General features: G+C 55.7%; 21 protein-coding genes. 11 read left to right on the forward strand and 10 right to left on the reverse strand.

All coding sequences use genetic code 11. From position 1 onward, the window contains the following. Positions 1 to 15: 15 nt before the first annotated feature. The 4 genes from rpoH to ftsY all read right to left on the reverse strand — a co-directional run bounded on the left by rpoH (position 16) and on the right by ftsY (position 4,473). On the reverse strand, positions 16 to 870 hold the full coding sequence (rpoH, locus tag B9Y90_RS03230) for an RNA polymerase sigma factor RpoH (RefSeq protein ID WP_039288594.1): 855 nt from the start codon (positions 868 to 870) through the stop codon (positions 16 to 18). 255 nt (positions 871 to 1,125) lie between these two features. Beyond that, a complete protein-coding gene (ftsX, locus tag B9Y90_RS03235) occupies positions 1,126 to 2,181 on the reverse strand; it encodes a permease-like cell division protein FtsX (protein ID WP_045784745.1) in 1,056 nt (351 codons plus the stop codon). Then, positions 2,174 to 2,842, reverse strand: coding sequence for a cell division ATP-binding protein FtsE (ftsE, locus tag B9Y90_RS03240; protein WP_039288597.1), 669 nt, complete (start codon positions 2,840 to 2,842; stop codon positions 2,174 to 2,176). Before ftsE ends, ftsX begins: the two co-directional genes overlap by 8 nt. Before the next feature lie 2 nt (positions 2,843 to 2,844). Then, positions 2,845 to 4,473, reverse strand: a complete 1,629-nt coding sequence (gene ftsY, locus B9Y90_RS03245) for a signal recognition particle-docking protein FtsY (RefSeq protein WP_085540190.1) — start codon at positions 4,471 to 4,473, stop codon at positions 2,845 to 2,847. Positions 4,474 to 4,654: 181 nt separating this feature from the next. Between ftsY and rsmD the strand changes: the two genes are divergently transcribed. Beyond that, complete coding sequence (gene rsmD, locus B9Y90_RS03250) at positions 4,655 to 5,242, forward strand: 16S rRNA (guanine(966)-N(2))-methyltransferase (protein ID WP_085540191.1); 588 nt, start codon at positions 4,655 to 4,657, stop codon at positions 5,240 to 5,242. A 5-nt stretch (positions 5,243 to 5,247) separates the two neighbouring features. Beyond that, the gene (locus B9Y90_RS03255) at positions 5,248 to 5,517 is read left to right on the forward strand and encodes a DUF1145 family protein (protein ID WP_096754169.1); all 270 of its coding nucleotides are present in this window, start codon (positions 5,248 to 5,250) and stop codon (positions 5,515 to 5,517) included. Here B9Y90_RS03255 and B9Y90_RS03260 read toward each other — a convergent pair. Continuing rightward, entirely contained in the window at positions 5,505 to 5,876 is a 372-nt protein-coding gene (locus B9Y90_RS03260; RefSeq protein ID WP_085540192.1) for a DUF2500 domain-containing protein, read from the reverse strand. The two genes, B9Y90_RS03255 and B9Y90_RS03260, sit on opposite strands and share 13 nt — an antisense overlap. Before the next feature lie 121 nt (positions 5,877 to 5,997). On the opposite strand from B9Y90_RS03260, the gene B9Y90_RS03265 reads away from it, so the two are divergent. Continuing rightward, positions 5,998 to 6,624, forward strand: coding sequence for a lysoplasmalogenase (locus tag B9Y90_RS03265; RefSeq protein WP_085540193.1), 627 nt, complete (start codon positions 5,998 to 6,000; stop codon positions 6,622 to 6,624). A 2-nt stretch (positions 6,625 to 6,626) separates the two neighbouring features. Here the strand turns inward: B9Y90_RS03265 and B9Y90_RS03270 are convergent, their stop codons facing one another. The 3 genes from B9Y90_RS03270 to B9Y90_RS03280 all read right to left on the reverse strand — a co-directional run bounded on the left by B9Y90_RS03270 (position 6,627) and on the right by B9Y90_RS03280 (position 10,504). Further along, a complete protein-coding gene (locus B9Y90_RS03270) occupies positions 6,627 to 7,997 on the reverse strand; it encodes a PTS transporter subunit EIIC (protein WP_231560169.1) in 1,371 nt (456 codons plus the stop codon). Positions 7,998 to 8,053: 56 nt separating this feature from the next. Next, the gene (locus B9Y90_RS03275; RefSeq protein ID WP_085540194.1) at positions 8,054 to 9,124 is read right to left on the reverse strand and encodes an SIS domain-containing protein; all 1,071 of its coding nucleotides are present in this window, start codon (positions 9,122 to 9,124) and stop codon (positions 8,054 to 8,056) included. 162 nt (positions 9,125 to 9,286) lie between these two features. Further along, entirely contained in the window at positions 9,287 to 10,504 is a 1,218-nt protein-coding gene (locus B9Y90_RS03280; protein WP_254902614.1) for a LacI family DNA-binding transcriptional regulator, read from the reverse strand. A gap of 14 nt (positions 10,505 to 10,518) precedes the next feature. On the opposite strand from B9Y90_RS03280, the gene zntA reads away from it, so the two are divergent. The 3 genes from zntA to B9Y90_RS03295 all read left to right on the forward strand — a co-directional run bounded on the left by zntA (position 10,519) and on the right by B9Y90_RS03295 (position 13,592). Then, positions 10,519 to 12,732 (forward strand): Zn(II)/Cd(II)/Pb(II) translocating P-type ATPase ZntA, encoded by a 2,214-nt coding sequence (gene zntA, locus B9Y90_RS03285; RefSeq protein WP_085540195.1) that lies wholly within the window; start codon positions 10,519 to 10,521, stop codon positions 12,730 to 12,732. A 141-nt stretch (positions 12,733 to 12,873) separates the two neighbouring features. After that, positions 12,874 to 13,185: a type II toxin-antitoxin system HigB family toxin gene (locus B9Y90_RS03290; RefSeq protein WP_085540196.1), complete on the forward strand. Its 312-nt coding sequence runs from the start codon at positions 12,874 to 12,876 to the stop codon at positions 13,183 to 13,185. Continuing rightward, a complete protein-coding gene (locus B9Y90_RS03295; protein WP_039288644.1) occupies positions 13,182 to 13,592 on the forward strand; it encodes a helix-turn-helix domain-containing protein in 411 nt (136 codons plus the stop codon). Before B9Y90_RS03290 ends, B9Y90_RS03295 begins: the two co-directional genes overlap by 4 nt. A gap of 25 nt (positions 13,593 to 13,617) precedes the next feature. On the opposite strand, the gene tusA is transcribed toward B9Y90_RS03295, so the two are convergent. Beyond that, on the reverse strand, positions 13,618 to 13,863 hold the full coding sequence (gene tusA / locus B9Y90_RS03300; protein WP_008458604.1) for a sulfurtransferase TusA: 246 nt from the start codon (positions 13,861 to 13,863) through the stop codon (positions 13,618 to 13,620). A gap of 174 nt (positions 13,864 to 14,037) precedes the next feature. On the opposite strand from tusA, the gene B9Y90_RS03305 reads away from it, so the two are divergent. The 3 genes from B9Y90_RS03305 (at position 14,038) to B9Y90_RS03315 (ending at position 16,513) form a co-directional block, all read left to right on the forward strand. Beyond that, the gene (locus B9Y90_RS03305) at positions 14,038 to 14,703 is read left to right on the forward strand and encodes a 7-cyano-7-deazaguanine/7-aminomethyl-7-deazaguanine transporter (RefSeq protein WP_039288646.1); all 666 of its coding nucleotides are present in this window, start codon (positions 14,038 to 14,040) and stop codon (positions 14,701 to 14,703) included. 72 nt (positions 14,704 to 14,775) lie between these two features. Continuing rightward, complete coding sequence (locus B9Y90_RS03310; protein ID WP_008458608.1) at positions 14,776 to 15,333, forward strand: DcrB family lipoprotein; 558 nt, start codon at positions 14,776 to 14,778, stop codon at positions 15,331 to 15,333. Positions 15,334 to 15,463: 130 nt separating this feature from the next. Continuing rightward, on the forward strand, positions 15,464 to 16,513 hold the full coding sequence (locus B9Y90_RS03315; protein ID WP_085540197.1) for an AI-2E family transporter: 1,050 nt from the start codon (positions 15,464 to 15,466) through the stop codon (positions 16,511 to 16,513). 5 nt (positions 16,514 to 16,518) lie between these two features. Here the strand turns inward: B9Y90_RS03315 and B9Y90_RS03320 are convergent, their stop codons facing one another. Further along, complete coding sequence (locus B9Y90_RS03320; RefSeq protein WP_085540198.1) at positions 16,519 to 17,160, reverse strand: FMN-binding negative transcriptional regulator; 642 nt, start codon at positions 17,158 to 17,160, stop codon at positions 16,519 to 16,521. A 96-nt stretch (positions 17,161 to 17,256) separates the two neighbouring features. On the opposite strand from B9Y90_RS03320, the gene pdxR reads away from it, so the two are divergent. Continuing rightward, the gene (gene pdxR, locus B9Y90_RS03325; protein WP_085540273.1) at positions 17,257 to 18,744 is read left to right on the forward strand and encodes a MocR-like pyridoxine biosynthesis transcription factor PdxR; all 1,488 of its coding nucleotides are present in this window, start codon (positions 17,257 to 17,259) and stop codon (positions 18,742 to 18,744) included. Positions 18,745 to 18,763: 19 nt separating this feature from the next. After that, complete coding sequence (locus tag B9Y90_RS03330; protein ID WP_085540199.1) at positions 18,764 to 19,369, forward strand: ATP-dependent Clp protease proteolytic subunit; 606 nt, start codon at positions 18,764 to 18,766, stop codon at positions 19,367 to 19,369. Positions 19,370 to 19,402: the final 33 nt, after the last annotated feature.

The following is a 19,402-nucleotide window of genomic DNA, read 5'->3' on the forward strand; positions in this document are numbered from 1 at the left end:
AGTACGGTATCAGCGTTAAGCTTCGATAGCGGCGCGCAGTTTTTTCATCGCATTCTTTTCAAGCTGACGAACACGCTCGGCGGACACGCCATAGCGGTCGGCAAGTTCCTGCAATGTACTTTTGTTGTCTTCGTCTAACCAGCGTGCGCGAATAATCTGCTGGCTGCGCTCATCCAGGCCCATCATCGCATCGCTCAGTTTGTCTGCGGCGTGAGATTCCCAGTTGTCGTCTTCAATGCCGTCAGCAAAGTTGGAAGACTTATCCTGCAGGAAGAGCACCGGCGCCATCGGCTGGCCGTCAGCGTCGTCGTCATTCGACATGTCGAAAGTCATGTCCTGCGCCGCCATGCGTGACTCCATCTCAAGCACGTCTTTGCTGGACACGCCAAGCTCGTTGGCCACCATTTCGACTTCGTCCTGATTAAACCAGCCCAGACGCTGCTTGGTTTTACGCAGGTTAAAGAACAGCTTACGCTGTGCTTTGGTGGTCGCGACTTTCACAATACGCCAGTTACGCAGCACGTATTCATGAATTTCAGCCTTGATCCAGTGCACCGCAAAGGAGACCAGGCGAACACCCACTTCCGGGTTAAAACGGCGTACTGCTTTCATCAGGCCGATGTTGCCTTCCTGGATAAGGTCTGCCTGCGGCAGGCCGTAGCCGGAATAGTTACGCGCAACATGAACAACAAAGCGCAGGTGAGACAGGATCAGCTTTTTCGCTGCTTCCAGATCGCCCTGGTAATGCAGCTTTTCAGCCAGCTCCTTCTCTTCCTCAGCCGTTAACATCGGCCAGGCGTTTGCAGCCCGGATATAAGACTCCAGGTTACCAACAGGGGCTAAAGCTAAATTTTGCATTTCTTTGGTCATTCAAACCCTCTCTTAGAGACTAAGTACGGCTTGCCATTCAAGTGGCTGAGGCGCACCGACAACACGTCAGGCACAGACCGTACCTTTCACTGTACTCTCAGACAGTGATGTTATCCACAAGTTCAATGTAAAGCTGTGAATAGATTACACACAAAGTGTGACGGTTATTGCAGCATCGCAGGGGGCCCTACGGTGTAAAACGCACTCCCTGCGGACGACGTTATCGTAGCAGGGAATGAGTATATCAAAAACTTTTTACTCCGGCGTAAAACGGCGTAAATGTTGAACAGTGGCAAGCCAGGCTGCCAGCCAGCCGATCATCGACGAGACCAGTAACAGCAGCAGGCATTCGTCAAAGCCCAACCCGCTGATATCAAACTTAGTCCCGAACACCTGCGCCACTTCCGTTACCGCCGAAGACAGGCGCATCACCAGAATCTCCGACAGGATCAGCGACAGGAATGCACCGCTAAAGCCCAGCAGCGCACCGCCGTACAGGAACGGACGCAGAATAAAGCCGTCGGTTGCCCCGATAAGCTTCTGCACGTTGATAGTGTCGCGGCGGGCAAAGATGCTCAGACGCACCGAGTTACCTATGACGAGGAACACCGCGGCAACCATCAGAATCCCGATCATCGCCGCCACGCGCCCGACCAGCCCGGTCAGCGCTGCCAGACGGGCAAACCAGCTGTCGTCCATGCGCACTTCATCAACGCCGTGAATCTTCGCCACGCGGTCACGCAGCGTATTCAGGTGATCCGTGCTCTGGAAATCCAGTTTAGGATTCACCACGGCCACGGCCGGCAGCGGGTTCTCTTCCAGCATATCCAGCGCGCCGCCAAAACCCGACCAGTTACGGAACTCGCCCAGCGCTTCTTCGCGGGAGAGGTAGTTAACTTTATCCACGCCCTCCTCCGCCTGAATAGCGCCCACCACCTGCTGCGCGGCGTTATCGTCCAGCGCCTTATCGAGATAAACGGTGATTTGCGGGGACGGATAATATTGCGTCGCTGCCTGGTTTACGTTCTTGTAAACCATGTAGCAGACGCTCGGCAGCGTCAGGGAGATGGCAATCACCATTACCGTCAGGAAGGTCGCCAGCGGCTTGCTCTTCAGATCCTGAAGCGCGCCTTCCCAGGCGTAGCGGAACTGCTCATTCACGCCGCCTTTCAGGGCTTTGCTTTTGGACTGCGGCCCTTTGCCACGTTTTTTCACCGAACGGCCAAGGTCACCCAACTTATTCAGTTGGTTGATTTTATCCAGCTTGTTGCTGAAGCGCTTGATATGGTTGAGCGCACTGTGTTTATTCACCTGCCAGGCCTCCATGCAAATGGCCGTCGCTGAGGGTCAACATACGGTAATTGCGACGCGAGATAAGCCCCATGTCGTGGGTCGCCATCAGTACCGTCACGCCCACGCGGTTAAACTCTTCGAACAGGCGCAGAATACCTTCCGACAGCGCATCATCAAGGTTCCCGGTCGGTTCATCCGCCAGCAGCACAGCAGGCTTGTTTACCACAGCGCGAGCGATGCCCACGCGTTGCTGTTCACCGCCGGAGAGTTGGATAGGAAAGTTCTTCGCTTTGTCCAGCAGGCCGACCTTATCTAATGCCGCAGACACGCGGCGACGGATGTCTTCGCCGCTGGCGCCCGCGATGATCAGCGGGATGGCCACGTTGTCGTACACGGTTCTGTCCATCAGCAGATGGTGATCCTGGAAGATCATCCCAATCTGACGACGCAGGAACGGCACTTCACGGCTCTTCAGGCGGCTAATGTCATGGCCGCTGAAAAAAATCTTCCCATCGCTGGGCCGTTCGATACCGCAGATAAGCTTGAGCAGAGTACTCTTCCCTGCGCCAGAATGGCCGGTCAGAAAGGCCATCTCGCCCGGTTGCATATGGAAGGTGACTCCCTGCAACGCTTGTCTCCCACCGAGATAGGCTTTACTGACGTGTTCAAAGCGAATCATTGTTAATCCTCTCGGGCAAAAAGTGCCTCTATAAAGTCGCCCGCATTAAACGGTCGTAAATCAGAAATTTGTTCGCCGACGCCAATGTAGCGAATCGGAATGCCGAACTGGTCTGCCACAGAGAAGATTACGCCACCCTTGGCGGTACCATCCAGTTTGGTCAGGGTGATGCCCGTCAGCCCCACCGCTTCGTGGAACAGTTTAGCCTGGCTTATGGCATTCTGACCGGTGCTGGCGTCGATGGTGAGCATAACCTCATGCGGGGCATCTTCGTCCAGCTTTTTCATAACCCTGACAATTTTCTTCAATTCTTCCATCAGGTGCGATTTATTCTGCAAACGCCCTGCGGTATCGGCAATCAACACATCAATGTTACGCGCCTTCGCCGCCTGGATAGCATCGAAGATAACCGAAGCAGAATCCGCGCCGGTATGCTGGGCCACAACTGGAATATTGTTGCGCTGGCCCCAAACCTGAAGCTGCTCAACCGCTGCCGCACGGAAGGTATCGCCCGCCGCCAGCATCACGGATTTACCCTGCTGCTCGAACTGGCGCGCCAGCTTGCCGATAGTGGTGGTTTTACCCACGCCGTTAACGCCCACCATCAGGATAACAAACGGCGTTTTGCCTTCCACATTCAGCGGTTCGTCCACTTTGGCGAGGATTTCGCTCATCTCTTCTTTCAGCAAGCCGTACAGCGCTTCCGCATCGCGAAGCTGCTTACGGCTTGCGCCTTCGGTCAGGTTGGCGATGATTTTCCGGGTTGTCTCAACCCCAACGTCGGCAATCAGCAGCTGCTCTTCCAGCTCTTCAAACAGATCATCATCGATTTTCTTGCCGCGGAACAGACTGATAAATCCGGAACCGAGATTTTGTTTAGTTTTGACCAGGCTACGCTTCAGGCGAGCGAAGAAGCCTTCTTTGGTCGGCTTTTCCTGCTCTTGCAGCACGGCAACCGGAGCAACCTCTTCGACAGCCTCTTCTTCCGGCTCGTCATCAAGAACTTCTTCAGCCACGGCTTCATCTTCAACGGCAGCTTCGTGCGCGAACAACGCTTCGGCTTCAGCCACTTCTTCGTTGACGATTTCGTCCTGCTCGGCCTGCCATTCGTCAGGCTGTTCTACATTTTCGGCAATCTCTTCCGGCAGCGGCAGTGTTTCATGCTCCACGGCCGCAACAGGCTGTTCGATGATTTCCGGCTCTGTCACGACAATCGCAGGTTCAATCACCTCTGGCTCAGCAACGGCTTCAGGTTCAACAACCGGTTCAGGCGCGATAACCGCCACAGGTTCTGGTTCAGCCACGACCTCTGGCTCAACGATCGCTTCGGGCTCAGGAATAATTTCCGGCTCGGCAGCCAGCGTTTTTTCTTCCGCTTCTTCTACGAGCTGGGCGTTAACCTCCACGACCTGCTCAGCAAACTTTTCGGACTCCTCCAGTGAGTGCTCACTAACTAAATTCTGCTGTTCCTGCTCGGCAGCCTCAGACTGCTGAGGTTCATCCTGCGCGAGGGGCTGCTCAGTAACCGGTTGTTCTTCTATTACTTTTTGTTCTGCTTCGACGTCCGGCTGCTGCTCTTTCTGGCCAAATCCCAGCCAGGAAAAAAAGCCACGTTTTTTCTCTTTCGCCATTTGCGACTACACTCCTCGCTGTTTATTCATGGCACAGACCCGATTCTGCTTGCCACGGGCATAAAAAATAGTGCGTTAGTCTATCACTTTCCCGGCGCGGCATCACGCCAGTGGATTAAGGTTTCCTGGCCGGGCGAGCGCCGCTAGAATAACCGCAAAATTTAGCATCGCAGTGAGAGCAATGAAGAAACCCCAATCCTCTGGTTCCGGCCAGATCCGTATCATCGGCGGCCAATGGCGCGGCCGAAAACTCCCGGTTCCGGACAGCCCCGGCCTGCGCCCGACGACAGACCGCGTGCGCGAAACGCTTTTTAACTGGCTGGCCCCGTCAATGGTAGATGCCCATTGCCTCGACTGCTTTGCCGGCAGCGGCGCGCTCGGGCTGGAGGCGCTCTCTCGCTATGCCGCCAGCGCGACGCTGATTGAGATGGATCGCGCTGTCTCCCAGCAATTGCAAAAGAACCTCGCGACGCTAAAAGCCAGCAATGGCAAAGTGCTCAACGCTAATACGTTAAATGTGCTCGCGCAGCCCGGCACACAGCACAACGTCGTCTTTGTCGACCCGCCGTTCCGTAAGGGGTTGCTGGATGAAACGCTCAGCCTGCTCGAGAAAAACGGCTGGCTGGCGGATGACGCGCTAATCTACGTAGAAAGTGAAGTGGAAAATGGTTTACCCGCGGTGCCGGCCAGTTGGGCGCTGCACCGTGAAAAAGTCGCCGGTCAGGTGGCTTATCGCCTGTTTATTCGTGAAGCTCGAGGAGCCGCATAATGCCGATTCTGATTAACTTTGGCCGCCTGCTGATGCTTTGCGTCTGGGGCTTTCTGATCTTTAACCTGGTTCACCCTTATCCGCGCCCGCTGAACATTTTCGTTAACGTCGCGCTGATCTTCATGGTGATTATGCACGGCCTGCAGCTCAGCCTGCTGAAAGCCACGCAGCCCAAAGACGGCCCGGCGCTTGCCCGCGGTGAACAGATTAAGATCTTTGTGTTTGGCGTGTTTGAGCTGCTGGTCTGGCAGAAAAAGCTGCGTCAGGGTAAGTGAGTCTCTTCGGGGACGAAGCTGACAAAGCGCGTCCCCTTGTAACTCAACGTACCTTTATCTCCCACCGTCACTGCGTGGTATTCCGCCGCTTCAACTCGCATTTTCATTTCCATCCCGCCGCTCCGTGGCGCAAACCAAACCTCATAGCGGATCGAGTCTTCCGGCGGAGTGACTTCACGCTGGCGCGAACGTCGGTCGTTGGAGGGTTTTTCACGCTTAGTCGCCACCACCACTTTTTTTACGCTCAGCGGTGCCGCGTCGTTTTCGATATTCTGGCGGCGCTGCTGAAAATAGCGAAAAGAGGCGGCGACTACGATGACCACAACGATGGCGATAATAAAAACTGGGGGCTTGCTCATGGCTTTTTCTCTAATTGTCAGACACTTTTCAGCATAACCCTGGCGCCGCGCCGTTGTCATCTGCGCCGCTTAGCCACTAGACTGAACGGTGTTACGCCAACAATTAAAATAAGGATATGCCATGCTTTGGTCATTTATTGCTGTTGCGTTATCGGCCTGGATTTACATTGATTCATCCTGGCGCGGCTCCACCTGGCAGCGCTGGCTTTTCAAGCCACTCACCCTGCTACTCCTGCTACTGTTGGCCTGGCAGGCACCGATGTTTGAAGCGACGGGCTACCTAATTGTGGCGGGTCTGCTGGCAACGCTGGTCGGCGATGCGCTCACGCTATTGCCCACTCAACGTCTGCTATATGCCGTGGGGGCATTCTTCCTTTCACATCTGCTGTACACCATCTATTTTGCCAGCCAGATGAGTCTAGCCATTTTCTGGCCATTGCCGCTGGCACTGCTGATTATTGGCGCATTGCTGGTCGCGACTATCTGGACACGGCTGGAAGCGCTACGCGTGCCTATTTTGACGTTTATCGGCATGACGCTGGTGATGGTCTGGCTGGCCGCCGAGCTTTACTTCTTCCGCCCGACGGACCCAAGTTTCTCCGGGTTTGTGGGGGCCAGCCTGCTGCTGCTGGGCAACATTGTCTGGCTGGTCAGCCACTATCGTCACCGCTTCAGAGGCGACAGCGCCATTGCCGCCGCCTGCTACTTCGCCGGGCACTTTATGATTGTTCGCGCCCTGTATATCTGAGATTAACGCCTGTCTTCCGCCAGGGAGGCAGGTTCCAGCCTGCGGGTTTTGCCGTAGATAATGGTCAACACCGCAGGCACCGTAAACGCCACCGCGATAGCAATCACCTCGTAAATCATCTTCGATTCCGGCCCGCTAAACAGCCCCAGTTCGAATACGTTCAGCACCGGCAGGAAACTGTAGGTTTTCACGCCCAGGAGGCCGGTAATTCCGCCGCCCAGCGCGGCGCCAATGCAGCCAAATACAAACAGCATGCGGTATTTCAGGTTCACGCCGTACAGCGCCGGTTCGGTAATGCCGAAGAAGGCGGAGAGAGAAGCGGAAATCGCAATCTGCTTATCTTTCAGGTTACGGGCAATAAAGATGGCACCAAATACCGCCCCAAACTGCCCCATTACCGCCGACATAAACATCGCCATAATGGTGTCGTAGCCGTTGACCTGAATATTAATCAGCGCCAGCGGAATGATGCCCCAGTGCACGCCAAACACCACGAACAGCTGCCCAATCCCCGCCAGCAGCGCGCCGGAAATCACCGGGCTGAGGTTGTACAGCCATGCATAGCCGTTGGCGATGCCGACACCGACATAATCAGCCACCGGACCAATCACGGTAAACACCACAAAGCCGCTGATGATCAACGACAAACACGGCACGAACACCAGCGCGGCAATCTCCGGGATCACCTTTTTCAGCCAGCGCTCGACGTGGCTCAGGAACAGCACGGCAAACACCGCAGGGATCACCGCCCCGCCGTAGATTTTCACGTTCAGCGCGAGGCCCATAACGTGGAAGGCGCCAGGCACGCTGGCATCCGTCAGCGGGAAAATCATCGCCGCCGTCAGCGCCAGGGCACTAAATTTATTGGCCTTAAAGCGCTCCGCAGCCGTCACCGCGATAAACAGCGGCAGCATGACGAAAACGCCGCTGGAAAGTGCATTGAACACGGTGAACACATACGAATGGGTATCCACCAGGTTCATTGTTTGCAGCAAAACCACAATCCCTTTCACCACGCCCACGCCCGCCAGCACGCCGATGTAAGGCGTGAAGATAGCGGAAAGCGTGGCCAGCAGGCGGTTAATCATCGAGCCCTGCGGCGCAGACTCGGCTTCTGAGGACGGTTCCCCCATCTGCGCAGTGATAGCCAGAAAGACTTTTTCAACTTTTGGCCCAATCACAATCTGGAATTGCCCCGGGTTTTCAACCAGTTTGACTACCTCCGGCAGCTTATAAAGCGCGTCTTTATTGATCTTACTTTTATCTTTAATAGTAAAACGCAAACGGGTTGCGCAGTGGGTAAGATGCTCTATATTTTCTGCCTCGCCGACGTGCTGAATTATCTGTCGGGCAAGTTGACTGAAGGTAGCCATAATCATTCCTCAGTAGCAAGGTAGGGACGTTATTATTGTGTAGGGAACACTGTTTCTCAGGCGTAATCGCCCGGCTTCGTTTTACTTTTTACGGATACACCAAAATCGGTAAAGATCCGCTGCGGTAGATTATTACCCTTTGCCTCGGCAATATGGTGCGCCAATATCTGGAACGGGATAACCATAATCAGCGGGGCAATAAACGCATCAACATCGGCTTTAACCGCCAGCGTGCGCGGATCGTTGTCCTCACCTAATTTGATGGTGTACACGTAGTCGGTATATTTCTGCTCATAGGCTTTCAGCAGCAATAAACGTTCGCGAGCCACGCCCGGCGTATCAATAAAGAACATTCTATGGTTGCCGTTCACTTCGAAATAAGGCCCATGCATAAACGCTTCCAGTTCAACGCCCTGGGACGGCACGCGAATTGTCTCGGCGAACTTGGTTTCCATCTCTTTGATAACGCCAACGCTCGGCCCGTAGCCAATCGAAGTGAAGCGCGGAGAAGCGGCCAGTTCGGCCTGCCATTTGCTGAAGAAAGCTTCGGTGTCGGCAATTACGCCCGGAATTGATTTCACCGCAACGTCCAGCTTATGCAGCTCAGCCGCTTCCTGTTCGGCGCTGATCTTCCCGCTGCGGCGAGCGGCAAATACACCCAGCAGCATAAATTTCAGGATCGTAGCAACGTACCCTTTGGTGACGTAGCCGACGCGTTCTTCACCAATTTCGATATCGATAACGTGATCCACAGCGCGGGCAAGTTCGCTCCCGATTTTGCTGGTGATGCCCAGCGTTTTGACCGAATGAGTCTGCCGAATATGCTGGATAGCGTTGATGGTCGAGGTACTTTCCCCGCTCTGGGAAACGCCTATCACCAAATCCGTGGTGTCACTGAATTTTTCGTAATGCTGAAAGTGGAACGGCTCTTCGACGGTGACACGAACGTCCGCCAGTTTTTCCACGTAGTATTTCGCGCTTTTGATCGCGTTAATGCTGGAGCCCGTGGCCAGCACCAGCCACTCTTTCTGCCCACCGAGCACCGGAAGATCGGACGGATAGCGAGACAACATGGCGCTTAACGTCGCCTGCTCTTCATGGATGTAGGTCATCATTGTCGGTTTCATCGGCTCTCCTGTAATCAAAACCTGAAAACGTTTTCAGGTTTTAGGCTAGAGGAGTCCGATAAGGCTTGTCAACGCCAGATCGCGCAACTGTTAACGGGATCAAAAAATAACGTGAGGGGAAGAAACGGGCGGATGACTGGAAAAGAGATCCGCCGTTGAAAACTAACAGGATTCGCCGTTCAGTAGTGTAAGAGGAATTTTTTCCACCGCAATACCGGCAGAATTTTCATTCAATATCGCCATTAACCTTGCCATCACCTCTTTGCCAATCAAAGCATTCTGGTGGTCAACAGTGGTAATGCGTGGAATAAAGTATTCGCTACCTGGGAAATATTCACAGCTCACTATGGCGATATTATCTGGCACAGAGAGATTGTGATCTTTTAGTGCCCGGATCGCGCCTTTGGCGACATGATCGTTAATTGCCACAATCGCATCCGGCAAGCCTTCATTTGTTGAAATCAGTGTTTCAATTGCCTCGTAGCCATGCTGTAAATAAAAATTATTCAGTACGACGAAACTATTTTCTACCGGTAAATTCGCAGCTTCCAGTTCGGCACGGAATACCGCTTCCCGCTCACGAGTAATATACACATTCTTCGATCCGCCGATAAAACCAATGCGCCGATAACCTTTTTCAATCAGGTGCCGAGTGGCTAAACGCACACAGCCCGCCTGATCGCGTTCAACGCAGGCATATTCCACCCCCGGCAGTTGGCGCCCGACGACCACAACCGGCACGCTAGCGATCAGCTTTTTCAGCTCCTGGAGGTAGGTTTCGCCGATATCGTTGTAGTCGATATTGCCGCCGAGAATGATCACGCCGTCTATCTGGCTGTCGGTAATGGAATTAAAAATATGTTCTTCGGGCACGACCGGCGCTTCGCGGGAGGCTTTGTTCGCCGATTGGGTGTCGTACAGCGTGACCTTGTAGCCCAGCCGCAAACTTTCGTGCTCAATCTGCGCCACCAGCATCACAAAGTAAGGGTTACTGATATCGGAAACGACAATGGCCAGCGTCTGGGTTTTCTTAGAAATCATCCCTCGCGCCAGCAGATTCGGGCTGAAGTTATGCTCCTGAATTACTTTTTCAACCCGGCTACGCGTTTTATCCGCCACCCAGCTGTTTTTGTTCAGCACCCGGGAGACAGTGGCGATAGACACCTGAGCCAGCTCCGCAATATCCTTGATTGTCAGTGGTTTTTTCATCAATTCATTCTCATCCCGACCTGCGGATAATACTAGGGGAAGCACCGCGGGGAAGCAAAGGCCAATCCTTAAAACTGCCGCCGGCCAGTCAGAAACATCGGGCGATAAAAAAAGACGCTTGACTCTGGAGTTGACTCCAGAGAGTAACATCGGTAATGAGAAAATTATCATTACCGGAGGGCGCCATGCTCAACACACCTCAAGACGGCAAAAAGCCACCGCAGTTTGCGTTTGCCAAACTAAGCCCGCTGCAGGCGGAAGGCCCCTCCTGCTGCGCCGATGACGCCTGCTCTGCACAAAAACCAGAGCCAGAAATTGCCGACAACGGCAGCCGCTACAGCTGGCACGTCGCGGGGATGGACTGCGCGGCCTGCGCACGCAAAGTGGAAAATGCGGTGAAACAGGTGAGCGATGTGCAGCAAGTTCAGGTGGTGTTTTCGACTGAAAAACTGCTGGTCAGCGCCTCAAGAGACATCCGCAGCGACGTTGAAAAAGCGGTCAAGGCGGCAGGCTACACGCTGAACGACGCCAGCGCCCCGAAGCAGGAAAAAAGCAGCAGCCTGCAAGAGAACCTGCCGCTGATCCTGCTTATCGTCCTGATGGTGATCAGCTGGGGGCTTGAGCAATTCAACCATCCGCTCGGCAACCTGGCGTTTATCGCCACCACGCTGGTTGGCCTGTGGCCGATTGCGCGCCAGGCCGTGCGTCTGATTCGCAGCGGCAACTGGTTCGCCATTGAAACGCTGATGAGCGTCGCCGCAATCGGCGCGCTGTTTATCGGCGCCACCGCCGAGGCGGCGATGGTTCTGCTGCTGTTCCTCATCGGCGAACGCCTCGAGTCCTATGCCGCCAGCCGTGCACGCCGCGGGGTAAGCGCCTTGATGGCGCTAAAGCCGGACGTCGCTATTCGCCTCCGGGACGGCGAGCGCGAAACCGTCGCGCAGGCCGATCTTCGCCCGGGCGACGTGATTGAAGTCGCCGCCGGTGGCAGACTCCCCGCCGACGGGCGCCTGCTCAGCAGCTTTGCAAGCTTTGACGAAAGCGCCCTAACCGGGGAATCCGTGCCGGTAGAGCGCCAGCAGGGCGAAAAAGTCGCCGCAGGCAGCACCAGCGTGGATCGCCTTGTTCAGTTGGAGGTGATTTCCGAGCCCGGCGACAGCGCCATCGACCGAATACTGAGGCTGATTGAAGAAGCCGAGGAACGCCGCGCGCCTATCGAACGCTTTATCGATCGCTTTAGCCGGATTTACACGCCGATCATCATGCTGCTCGCGCTGCTAACCGCCGTCATCCCGCCGCTGTTCTTCGGCCAGGGCTGGGAACCGTGGATCTATAAAGGCCTGACGCTGCTGCTGATCGGCTGCCCATGCGCACTGGTTATCTCCACGCCTGCGGCCATTACTTCCGGTCTGGCCGCAGCTGCTCGTCGAGGCGCGTTGATTAAAGGCGGGGCCGCGCTGGAACGCCTCGGCCAAATTCAGCAGGTCGCGTTTGATAAAACCGGCACTCTGACGGCAGGCAAACCTCAGGTTACGGAGATTGCGGTGGAAGAAGGAACAGAAGAAGACCAGCTTCTGGCGCTCGCCGCGGCGGTTGAACAAGGCTCCACCCACCCGCTGGCGCAGGCCATTGTCAACGCGGCGCAACAGCGCAACTTGCCTCCTGTCGCCGCAGAAAACCACCGCGCGCTCGCCGGGGTTGGCGTAGAAGCCAGCATTCAGGGCGAAACGCTGCTGCTCAGTTCCCCGTCCAAACTTGACGGCCAGACACTCAGCGAAACCTGGCAAAGACGTATCGCGAAGCAGGAAGAAGAGGGCCAGACGGTGATCGTGGTGCTGCGTTCAGGGCAGCTGCTGGGAACCATCGCCATGCGTGACACTTTGCGCAGCGACGCGCGTGAAGCGGTTACTGCCCTTCATCAACTGGGCATTCAGGGCGTGATGCTGACGGGAGATAACCCACGTGCGGCGGCGGCAATCGCCCGCGAGCTGGGCATTGATTACCGCGCAAGCCTGCTGCCGGCAGACAAAGTGGCGGCGGTGAACAAACTCAATGCCACCGCGCCGCTGGCGATGGTCGGCGACGGCATCAACGATGCTCCGGCGATGAAAGCGGCCACCATCGGCATCGCGATGGGTAGCGGTACCGACGTCGCGCTGGAAACGGCAGATGCCGCGCTGACCCACAACCGCCTGACCGAACTGGCGGGTATGGTGCGACTTGCCAGAGCGACCCACAACAACATTCGTCAGAACGTGACGATTGCGTTGGGGCTGAAGGGGATTTTCCTCGTCACCACCCTGCTCGGCCTGACCGGCCTGTGGCTGGCGGTGCTGGCAGACTCAGGCGCTACCGCACTGGTCACGGCGAACGCCATTCGCCTGCTGCGGAAGAAATAGTTTTCGAGGCAGCTTCCGGTTTTTACTCCACAAGCAGGGGCAAGGATGCTCCTGTGTAAAAATTAATCCCCGCCCATAAGTTGACTGATTGGCAACTTATGGGCATATTAATTGCCAATCAGTCAACTTCAGGATGAAGTGATGCATCTGATTACGCTTAAGGCGCTTGTGGAAGCCGGTCAAAAATTTCCCAGACATAAGCAGGAACTGCAAATCCTTGGCAAAGTGCTGGAAAAAGGCTTTTTCCCAACGCCGGAATCACTTAAGCGGGTTTATCCCACGCTGGATAACTTTAAATATCTCGATAAACATTACGTCATCAATATAGCCGGAAATGAACTCAGGCTGATTGCGCTTATCTTTTTTACCAGCCAGAAGTTCTACATCCGCTACATAATGACGCACAGCGAATACATGCGATTTACTGAAAAACACCGGGGAAAGAAGCGATGATTGCGGATGCACTGAAGGCCACTGAAGCCTTAAAAACAGCAGTTCCGCTGCTGGCGGGCAGCACCTGCGAAAAAGATTATCTGGCTGCGCTGGAGCTAGTCGAATATCTGCTCATCAATGATCCAGAAAGTCCCCTGGTTGAGATTCTCAGTAGTAAGATCCAGGCTTGGGAAAACGCGCAGCCGGACGTGCAGGCATTTCGCGAGGAAATGCAGGCCATACCTGCCGGGATAGCCATACTGAAAACCCTGATGGAGCATCACCATTTAAAACAGAGCGATTTTCAGCAAGAAATTGGCAGCAAGTCGATGGTCTCCCGCATTCTCAGCGGTGAACGCCAGCTAACCACCGACCACATCCGCAAACTGTCCCGGCGATTTGGCATATCACCCGCTCTCTTTTTCTGAGCAGCGGATTAGCCTGGGGAGAGAATTAATGGCTCTTACGCAGTAAATAACGGTAAGGCAACGCATCGGTTTCGCTGGCGACCAACTCGTGCTCCATAAAGCGGCAGAAACCGGGAATATCGCGCGTGGTGGCCGGGTCATCGGCTATCACCAGCAGCGTTTCGCCGACGGGCATATTGCGCACGGTTTTGCGCACCATCATCACCGGCTCCGGGCAGCGCAGGCCAAGAGCATCCAGCGTGTGGTCAGGGGTTGCGAACAAATCGGTCATAGCACTCTCAGGTCGTCAAAAACCGCGCTAGTTTACGCCGGGTAAAATCTGGCGCAAGCCGCGTGAACGATTGCGTTAAAATTAACCATTGCATTGAGAAACTAAAGCAGTATCATCCCCGCGCTTTACATTTTTGACTGGGTTCCCTCACCCCACTACTAAAAAGGCTACAACATGATGCAGTTCAGCTCTCGCCAGCGCACTAATGCGCTGTTTTGGCTATCGCTTTTTCATTTGCTGGTGATCACCTCCAGCAATTATCTGGTTCAGCTTCCGGTCTCCGTCTTCGGGTTTCATACCACCTGGGGCGCCTTCAGCTTCCCGTTTATTTTCCTCGCGACTGACCTCACGGTGCGTATTTTTGGTGCTCCGCTGGCGCGGCGGATTATTTTCGCGGTGATGATCCCGGCGCTGGTGATTTCCTATGGCATCTCTTCGCTGTTTTACATGGGAAGCTGGCAGGGCTTTGAAGCGTTAATGCACTTCAACCTGTTTGTTGCCCGTATCGCGGTTGCCAGCTTCATGGCTTACGCGCTCGGCCAGATTCTGGACGTGCACGTCTTTAACCGCCTGCGCCAGAACCACTGCTGGTGGCTGGCGCCTACGGTGTCCACGCTGTTCGGTAACGTGAGCGATACGCTGTCGTTCTTCTTTATCGCCTTCTGGCGCAGCCCGGACGCCTTTATGGCCCAGCACTGGGTGGAAATCGCCGTGGTCGATTACTGCTTCAAAGTGCTTATCAGCCTGATTTTCTTCCTGCCGATGTACGGCGTTCTGCTGAATATGCTGTTGAAACGCCTCGCAGATAAATCTGAAATCTCCGCGCTGCAGCCTGGTTAAACGCGGGCTGAATATCTTGTGTTAAGATGCAAGGATTGGCCTTTTGGCTTGCTAACGGAAAGGAAGAACGCGATGCGCAAACTGGTAAAATATGTCGGTATTGGCCTGCTGGTAGTGGGTCTTGCCGCCTGTGATAATAACGACAGCAAAACCGCCACCACCGGCGCGCCGGAAGCCAGCAGCGCCAGCGGTCAGCCAGTTGAACTGCTGGACGGCAAGCTGAGCTTTGCCCTGCCAGCGGACATGAGCGATCAGAGCGGCAAGGTGGGCACCCAGTCCAACAACATGCACGTTTATTCTGACGCAACCGGCCAGAAAGCGGTGATCGTGATTGTCAGCGACAACCCGACCAGCGACCTTGCCACGCTGGCAAAAGGCCTCGAAGAGCAGCAGCGCGCGCGCGACCCGCAGCTTCAGGTGGTGACCAACAAATCCATCGAGATTAAAGGCCACACCCTGCAGCAACTGGACAGCGTGATCTCCGCCAAAGGGCAGACCGCGTACTCCTCCATCATCATTGGTAAAGTGGACGATAAACTGCTGACCATGCAAATCACGCTGCCTGCGGATAACCAGCAGCTGGCGCAGACCAACGCGGAAAACATCATCAACACCATCGTCATTAAGTAATCGCCGCGCGCTACATCAATGGCTCCGCCTTCGCGGGGCCATTTTTTTCCTTCATTTTCAGACAGACTGCCGCCGTCGCCCTGCCTGGAAGCACTACACTAAAAGCACCTTTTCCCGATCGGACCTCTGCATGACAGCCCCACAACCTGATAAGACCGGCCTGCATATATTGCTCAAACTCGCGGCCCTGGTGATTATTCTCGCCGGTATTCACGCCGCAGCCGACATCGTCGTTCAGCTATTACTGGCGGTATTTTTCGCCATTGTGCTCAATCCGCTGGTGACCTGGTTTATGCGCCGCGGCCTTAGCCGCCCGCTGGCGATTGCCATCGTGGTGCTGGTCATGCTGGTGATGCTCACTTTGCTGGTCGGCGTGCTGGCAACGTCGATGAATGACTTCATGGAGCAAATGCCGCAGTTCAACAAACTGCTGACGCAGAAAGTGCGTGAAATCGAACATGCGATGCCGTTTTTGCACCTGCCGCTGTCGCCGGAACGCCTGCTGCAAAAGCTGGACTCCGACAAGCTGATGACCTTTGCCACAACGTTGATGACCGGGCTTTCCGGGGCGATGGCCAGCGTTATTCTGCTGGCGATGACGGTGATTTTTATGCTGTTTGAGGTGCGCCATGTGCCTTATAAACTCCGTTTTGCGCTGGCCAACCCTAAGCTGCATATCGCCGGTATGCACCGCGCCCTAAAAGGCGTTACCCACTACCTGGCGCTGAAGACCTTTATCAGCTTATTGACCGGCATAGTTATCTGGCTGGGGCTAAAGCTGCTGGGCGTGCAATTTGCGCTGATGTGGGGCGTGCTGGGCTTCTTACTCAACTACATTCCCAATATTGGATCGGTGATCTCCGCCGTGCCGCCGATGATTCAGGCTTTGCTGCTCAACGGCACCTATGAAATGCTGATGGTCGGGGCGCTGTTCCTGGTGGTGCATATGGTGCTGGGGAATATTCTGGAGCCGCGCATGATGGGGCGCGGATTGGGGATGTCGACCTTCGTCGTATTTCTCTCCCTGCTCTTCTGGGGCTGGCTGCTCGGCCCTGTAGGCATGCTGCTCTCGGTGCCGCTCACCAGCGTATGTAAAATCCTCATGGAATCCACCCAGGGCGGGGCAAAACTGGCGATCCTGCTGGGCCCCGGCAGGCCGAAAAAACGTCTGCCGGGATAATCCGGTTACGTTTTATCGCGCCCGGCGAGGCTGGCTAACATCGCCTCGCCAATGGCCACTTCACCTTTTGCCATCAGCCCCTGCGCGGCCCCGACCTGATCTTCACGCTTTTTGTTCTGCCCGAGCTTGGTCTTGCCGACCAGCGAGGCCAGCGGGATTTCTATCCCGACAATCGCTTTAAGCATGGAGTCGATAAACGCCGGGGGCGCATCGCTTACCTGCCATGGGAGATCGCTCTGCGCTTCCTGCTGTCGCGTCAGACTAGTTATCTGCCGCAGGATAAAGTCAGCATCGTCCCGCACCGCAATCCTCCCCCGCGCCTGCACGGTCTGGTAGTTCCAGGTTGGCACCTCTTTGTGGTGCTCCTGCTTGCCCGGATACCAGCTCGGGGAGATATAGCCTTGCGCGCCACGGAACACCACCAGCACGTCCTGATCGGGCTGAACGCCTCGCCACAACGGGTTCGCGCGGGCGATATGTGCCCGGAGAGTACCGAATTCCCCCTCATCAGGGCAAAGCTCAAAGGGGATATCAAAAGCTTCCAGCACACCTTCAATCTGTACGACCAGCAGGCCCAGGGGATTAGCCTGAATCAGCCGCTGCAGCACAGTAATATCGTGTTCCTGAAAAGGGCGAGGAATATACATGGGCAAACCTTCATTCGCGGTAATTTTGCCCAGCATATGCCCAAAGTGGTTTATGATTAAGGACCAGATAATAGCAATATGACCGAGCCACAATTCATGTCACGTAAAGCCCGAGCCGTAGATACCCCCGCCATTGGCGAGCTTGACCGCCGCAGCGGGCAGCTTAGTTTGCAGCTAGCCAAAGCGCTGAAAAACGCCATTCACAAAGGCGAGCTGAAAAGCGGCGACCTGCTGCCTTCCACCCGCATATTGTCGGGCGCTCTTAGCGTGGCGCGCGGCACCGTGCTGGAGGCATTCGAGCAGTTGGTTGCGGAAGGGTTTCTGGAGTCGAAACACGGCTCCGGCACCCGCGTGGCCTACGCCCCGGAAAGCCCGCAGCCCGAACCAGCGGCTCGTTCAGCGGCAGCCATCCCACTTTCTGCCCAGGCTCAGGCCTTTGCCAGAGTGGGCGAACAGCTTAAAACGCTGGCGCCGAAGCCGTTTGCCGTCTCCGTGCCGGTTGGCGACACGGCCCCGGACGACGTGTGGCGCAGGCTAGGCAACCGCATTCGGGCGCGGGGCGCCGGTGCCCCGTCGGGCTATGCCGACCCGCAAGGCGTTCTGGTTCTGCGCGAGGCTATCTGTGAATACGTCAGAAAATCACGTTCGGTGCGCTGTACCCCGGAGCAGGTCATCATTACCTCCGGCAACCAGCACGGCCTGTACCTGACGCTGCAAATCCTGTTGGAGGCAGGCGATGCCGTCTGGATGGAAGAGCCGGGCTACCCGGGGGCGACCTCACTGTTTGAGACCATGTTCCGCGACCGCAACATGGTCAGAGTCGCCGTGGACGACGAAGGGCTGGACGTTGAGCTGGGGAAAAAGCTGGCCCCCAACGCCCGCGCTGCGTTTGTCACGCCCTCGCACCAATATCCGTTAGGTATGCCGCTCAGCATGTCGCGCCGAGCCGCATTGCTGGCATGGGCGCAGGCCAACCAGGCCTGGATTATTGAAGACGACTACGACAGCGAGATGCGCTATGCGGGCCACCCGTTCCCGGCGCTGCAGGGCCTGGGGCCGGAGAACGTTATCTATCTCGGCACCTTCAGCAAAATCCTCTTCCCGTCGCTGCGCCTCGGCTACGCCGTGGTACCTAAGCAGCTGGTTTCAGCCTTCTGCGGGGCACGAATTCTGATGGACAGGCAGCCGCCGGGGGCCGACCAACACGTGCTGGCGAGCTTTATTTCAGAGGGGCATCTCGACCGCCACCTGCGCAAAATGCGTGGTGTTTATGCCGAAAAACGCCGCGTGTTAATGGCGGCAGTAGAACAATACATTTCCCCAGACGTGGCCTGGCTGCAGCCCTGCGACCAGGGCATGCACATGGTGCTCTGGCTGCGCCATGGCCTGGACGACCATCAGGTTGTGGAGCGGGCAATGCAGGCCGGAATCGCTGTTCGCGCGGTGTCACACATGTTTACGCCTGAAAAACAGAAGTCCGGCATTCTGCTGGGCCTCGGCGGCTACAGCGACGAAGAGATCGTTCGCGCCGTGCAGCGTCTGAATGAAGTGCTATGCTCAAGTGCATCCCTGATTACGCCATAAACCTGGCAGGAGCCTGATTATGCTGACCTATTTAGAAAAAGATGAACCTGAAGAAAGCGCCACCCCCGCCAACGCGTCAGGGCTGATGCAGCAAAAAATGCTGGATTCCCGCTCGATTATTATCTCCGGTGAAATCACTCAGGCGATCACCAAAGAGGTGGTTGCCCAGCTTTTGCTGCTGCAAAGCATCAACGACAAACCCATCAAGCTGTACCTCAACAGCCAGGGCGGCCACGTTGAGGCGGCGGACACCATTCATGACGTGATCAAATTCATCAAGCCGGAAGTCCATATCATCGGTACCGGCTGGGTTGCCAGCGCCGGGATCACCATCTTCCTCGCGGCAGACAAAAAACACCGCTATTCGCTGCCAAACACGCGCTTTATGATCCACCAGCCGCTGGGCGGCGTGCGCGGCCAGGCCACGGATATTGAGATCGAAGCCAGAGAGATCATTCGCATGCACGACCGCGTGAACAAGATGATCGCCGAGGCCACCGGGCAGCCACTGGAGAAGGTGAAACAGGACACCGATCGCAACTACTGGATGTCGCCGAAAGAAGCTATCGACTACGGCATTGTCGGCAAAGTCATTACCAGCTTCTCCGAGCTGAATATCGACTAACGCCTGAGAAACCGCCTTCACCGGCGGTTTTTC

This window comes from Cedecea sp. NFIX57, from assembly GCF_900177785.1.
In the GTDB taxonomy this organism is placed as follows: Bacteria; Pseudomonadota; Gammaproteobacteria; order Enterobacterales; family Enterobacteriaceae; genus Cedecea; species Cedecea neteri_C.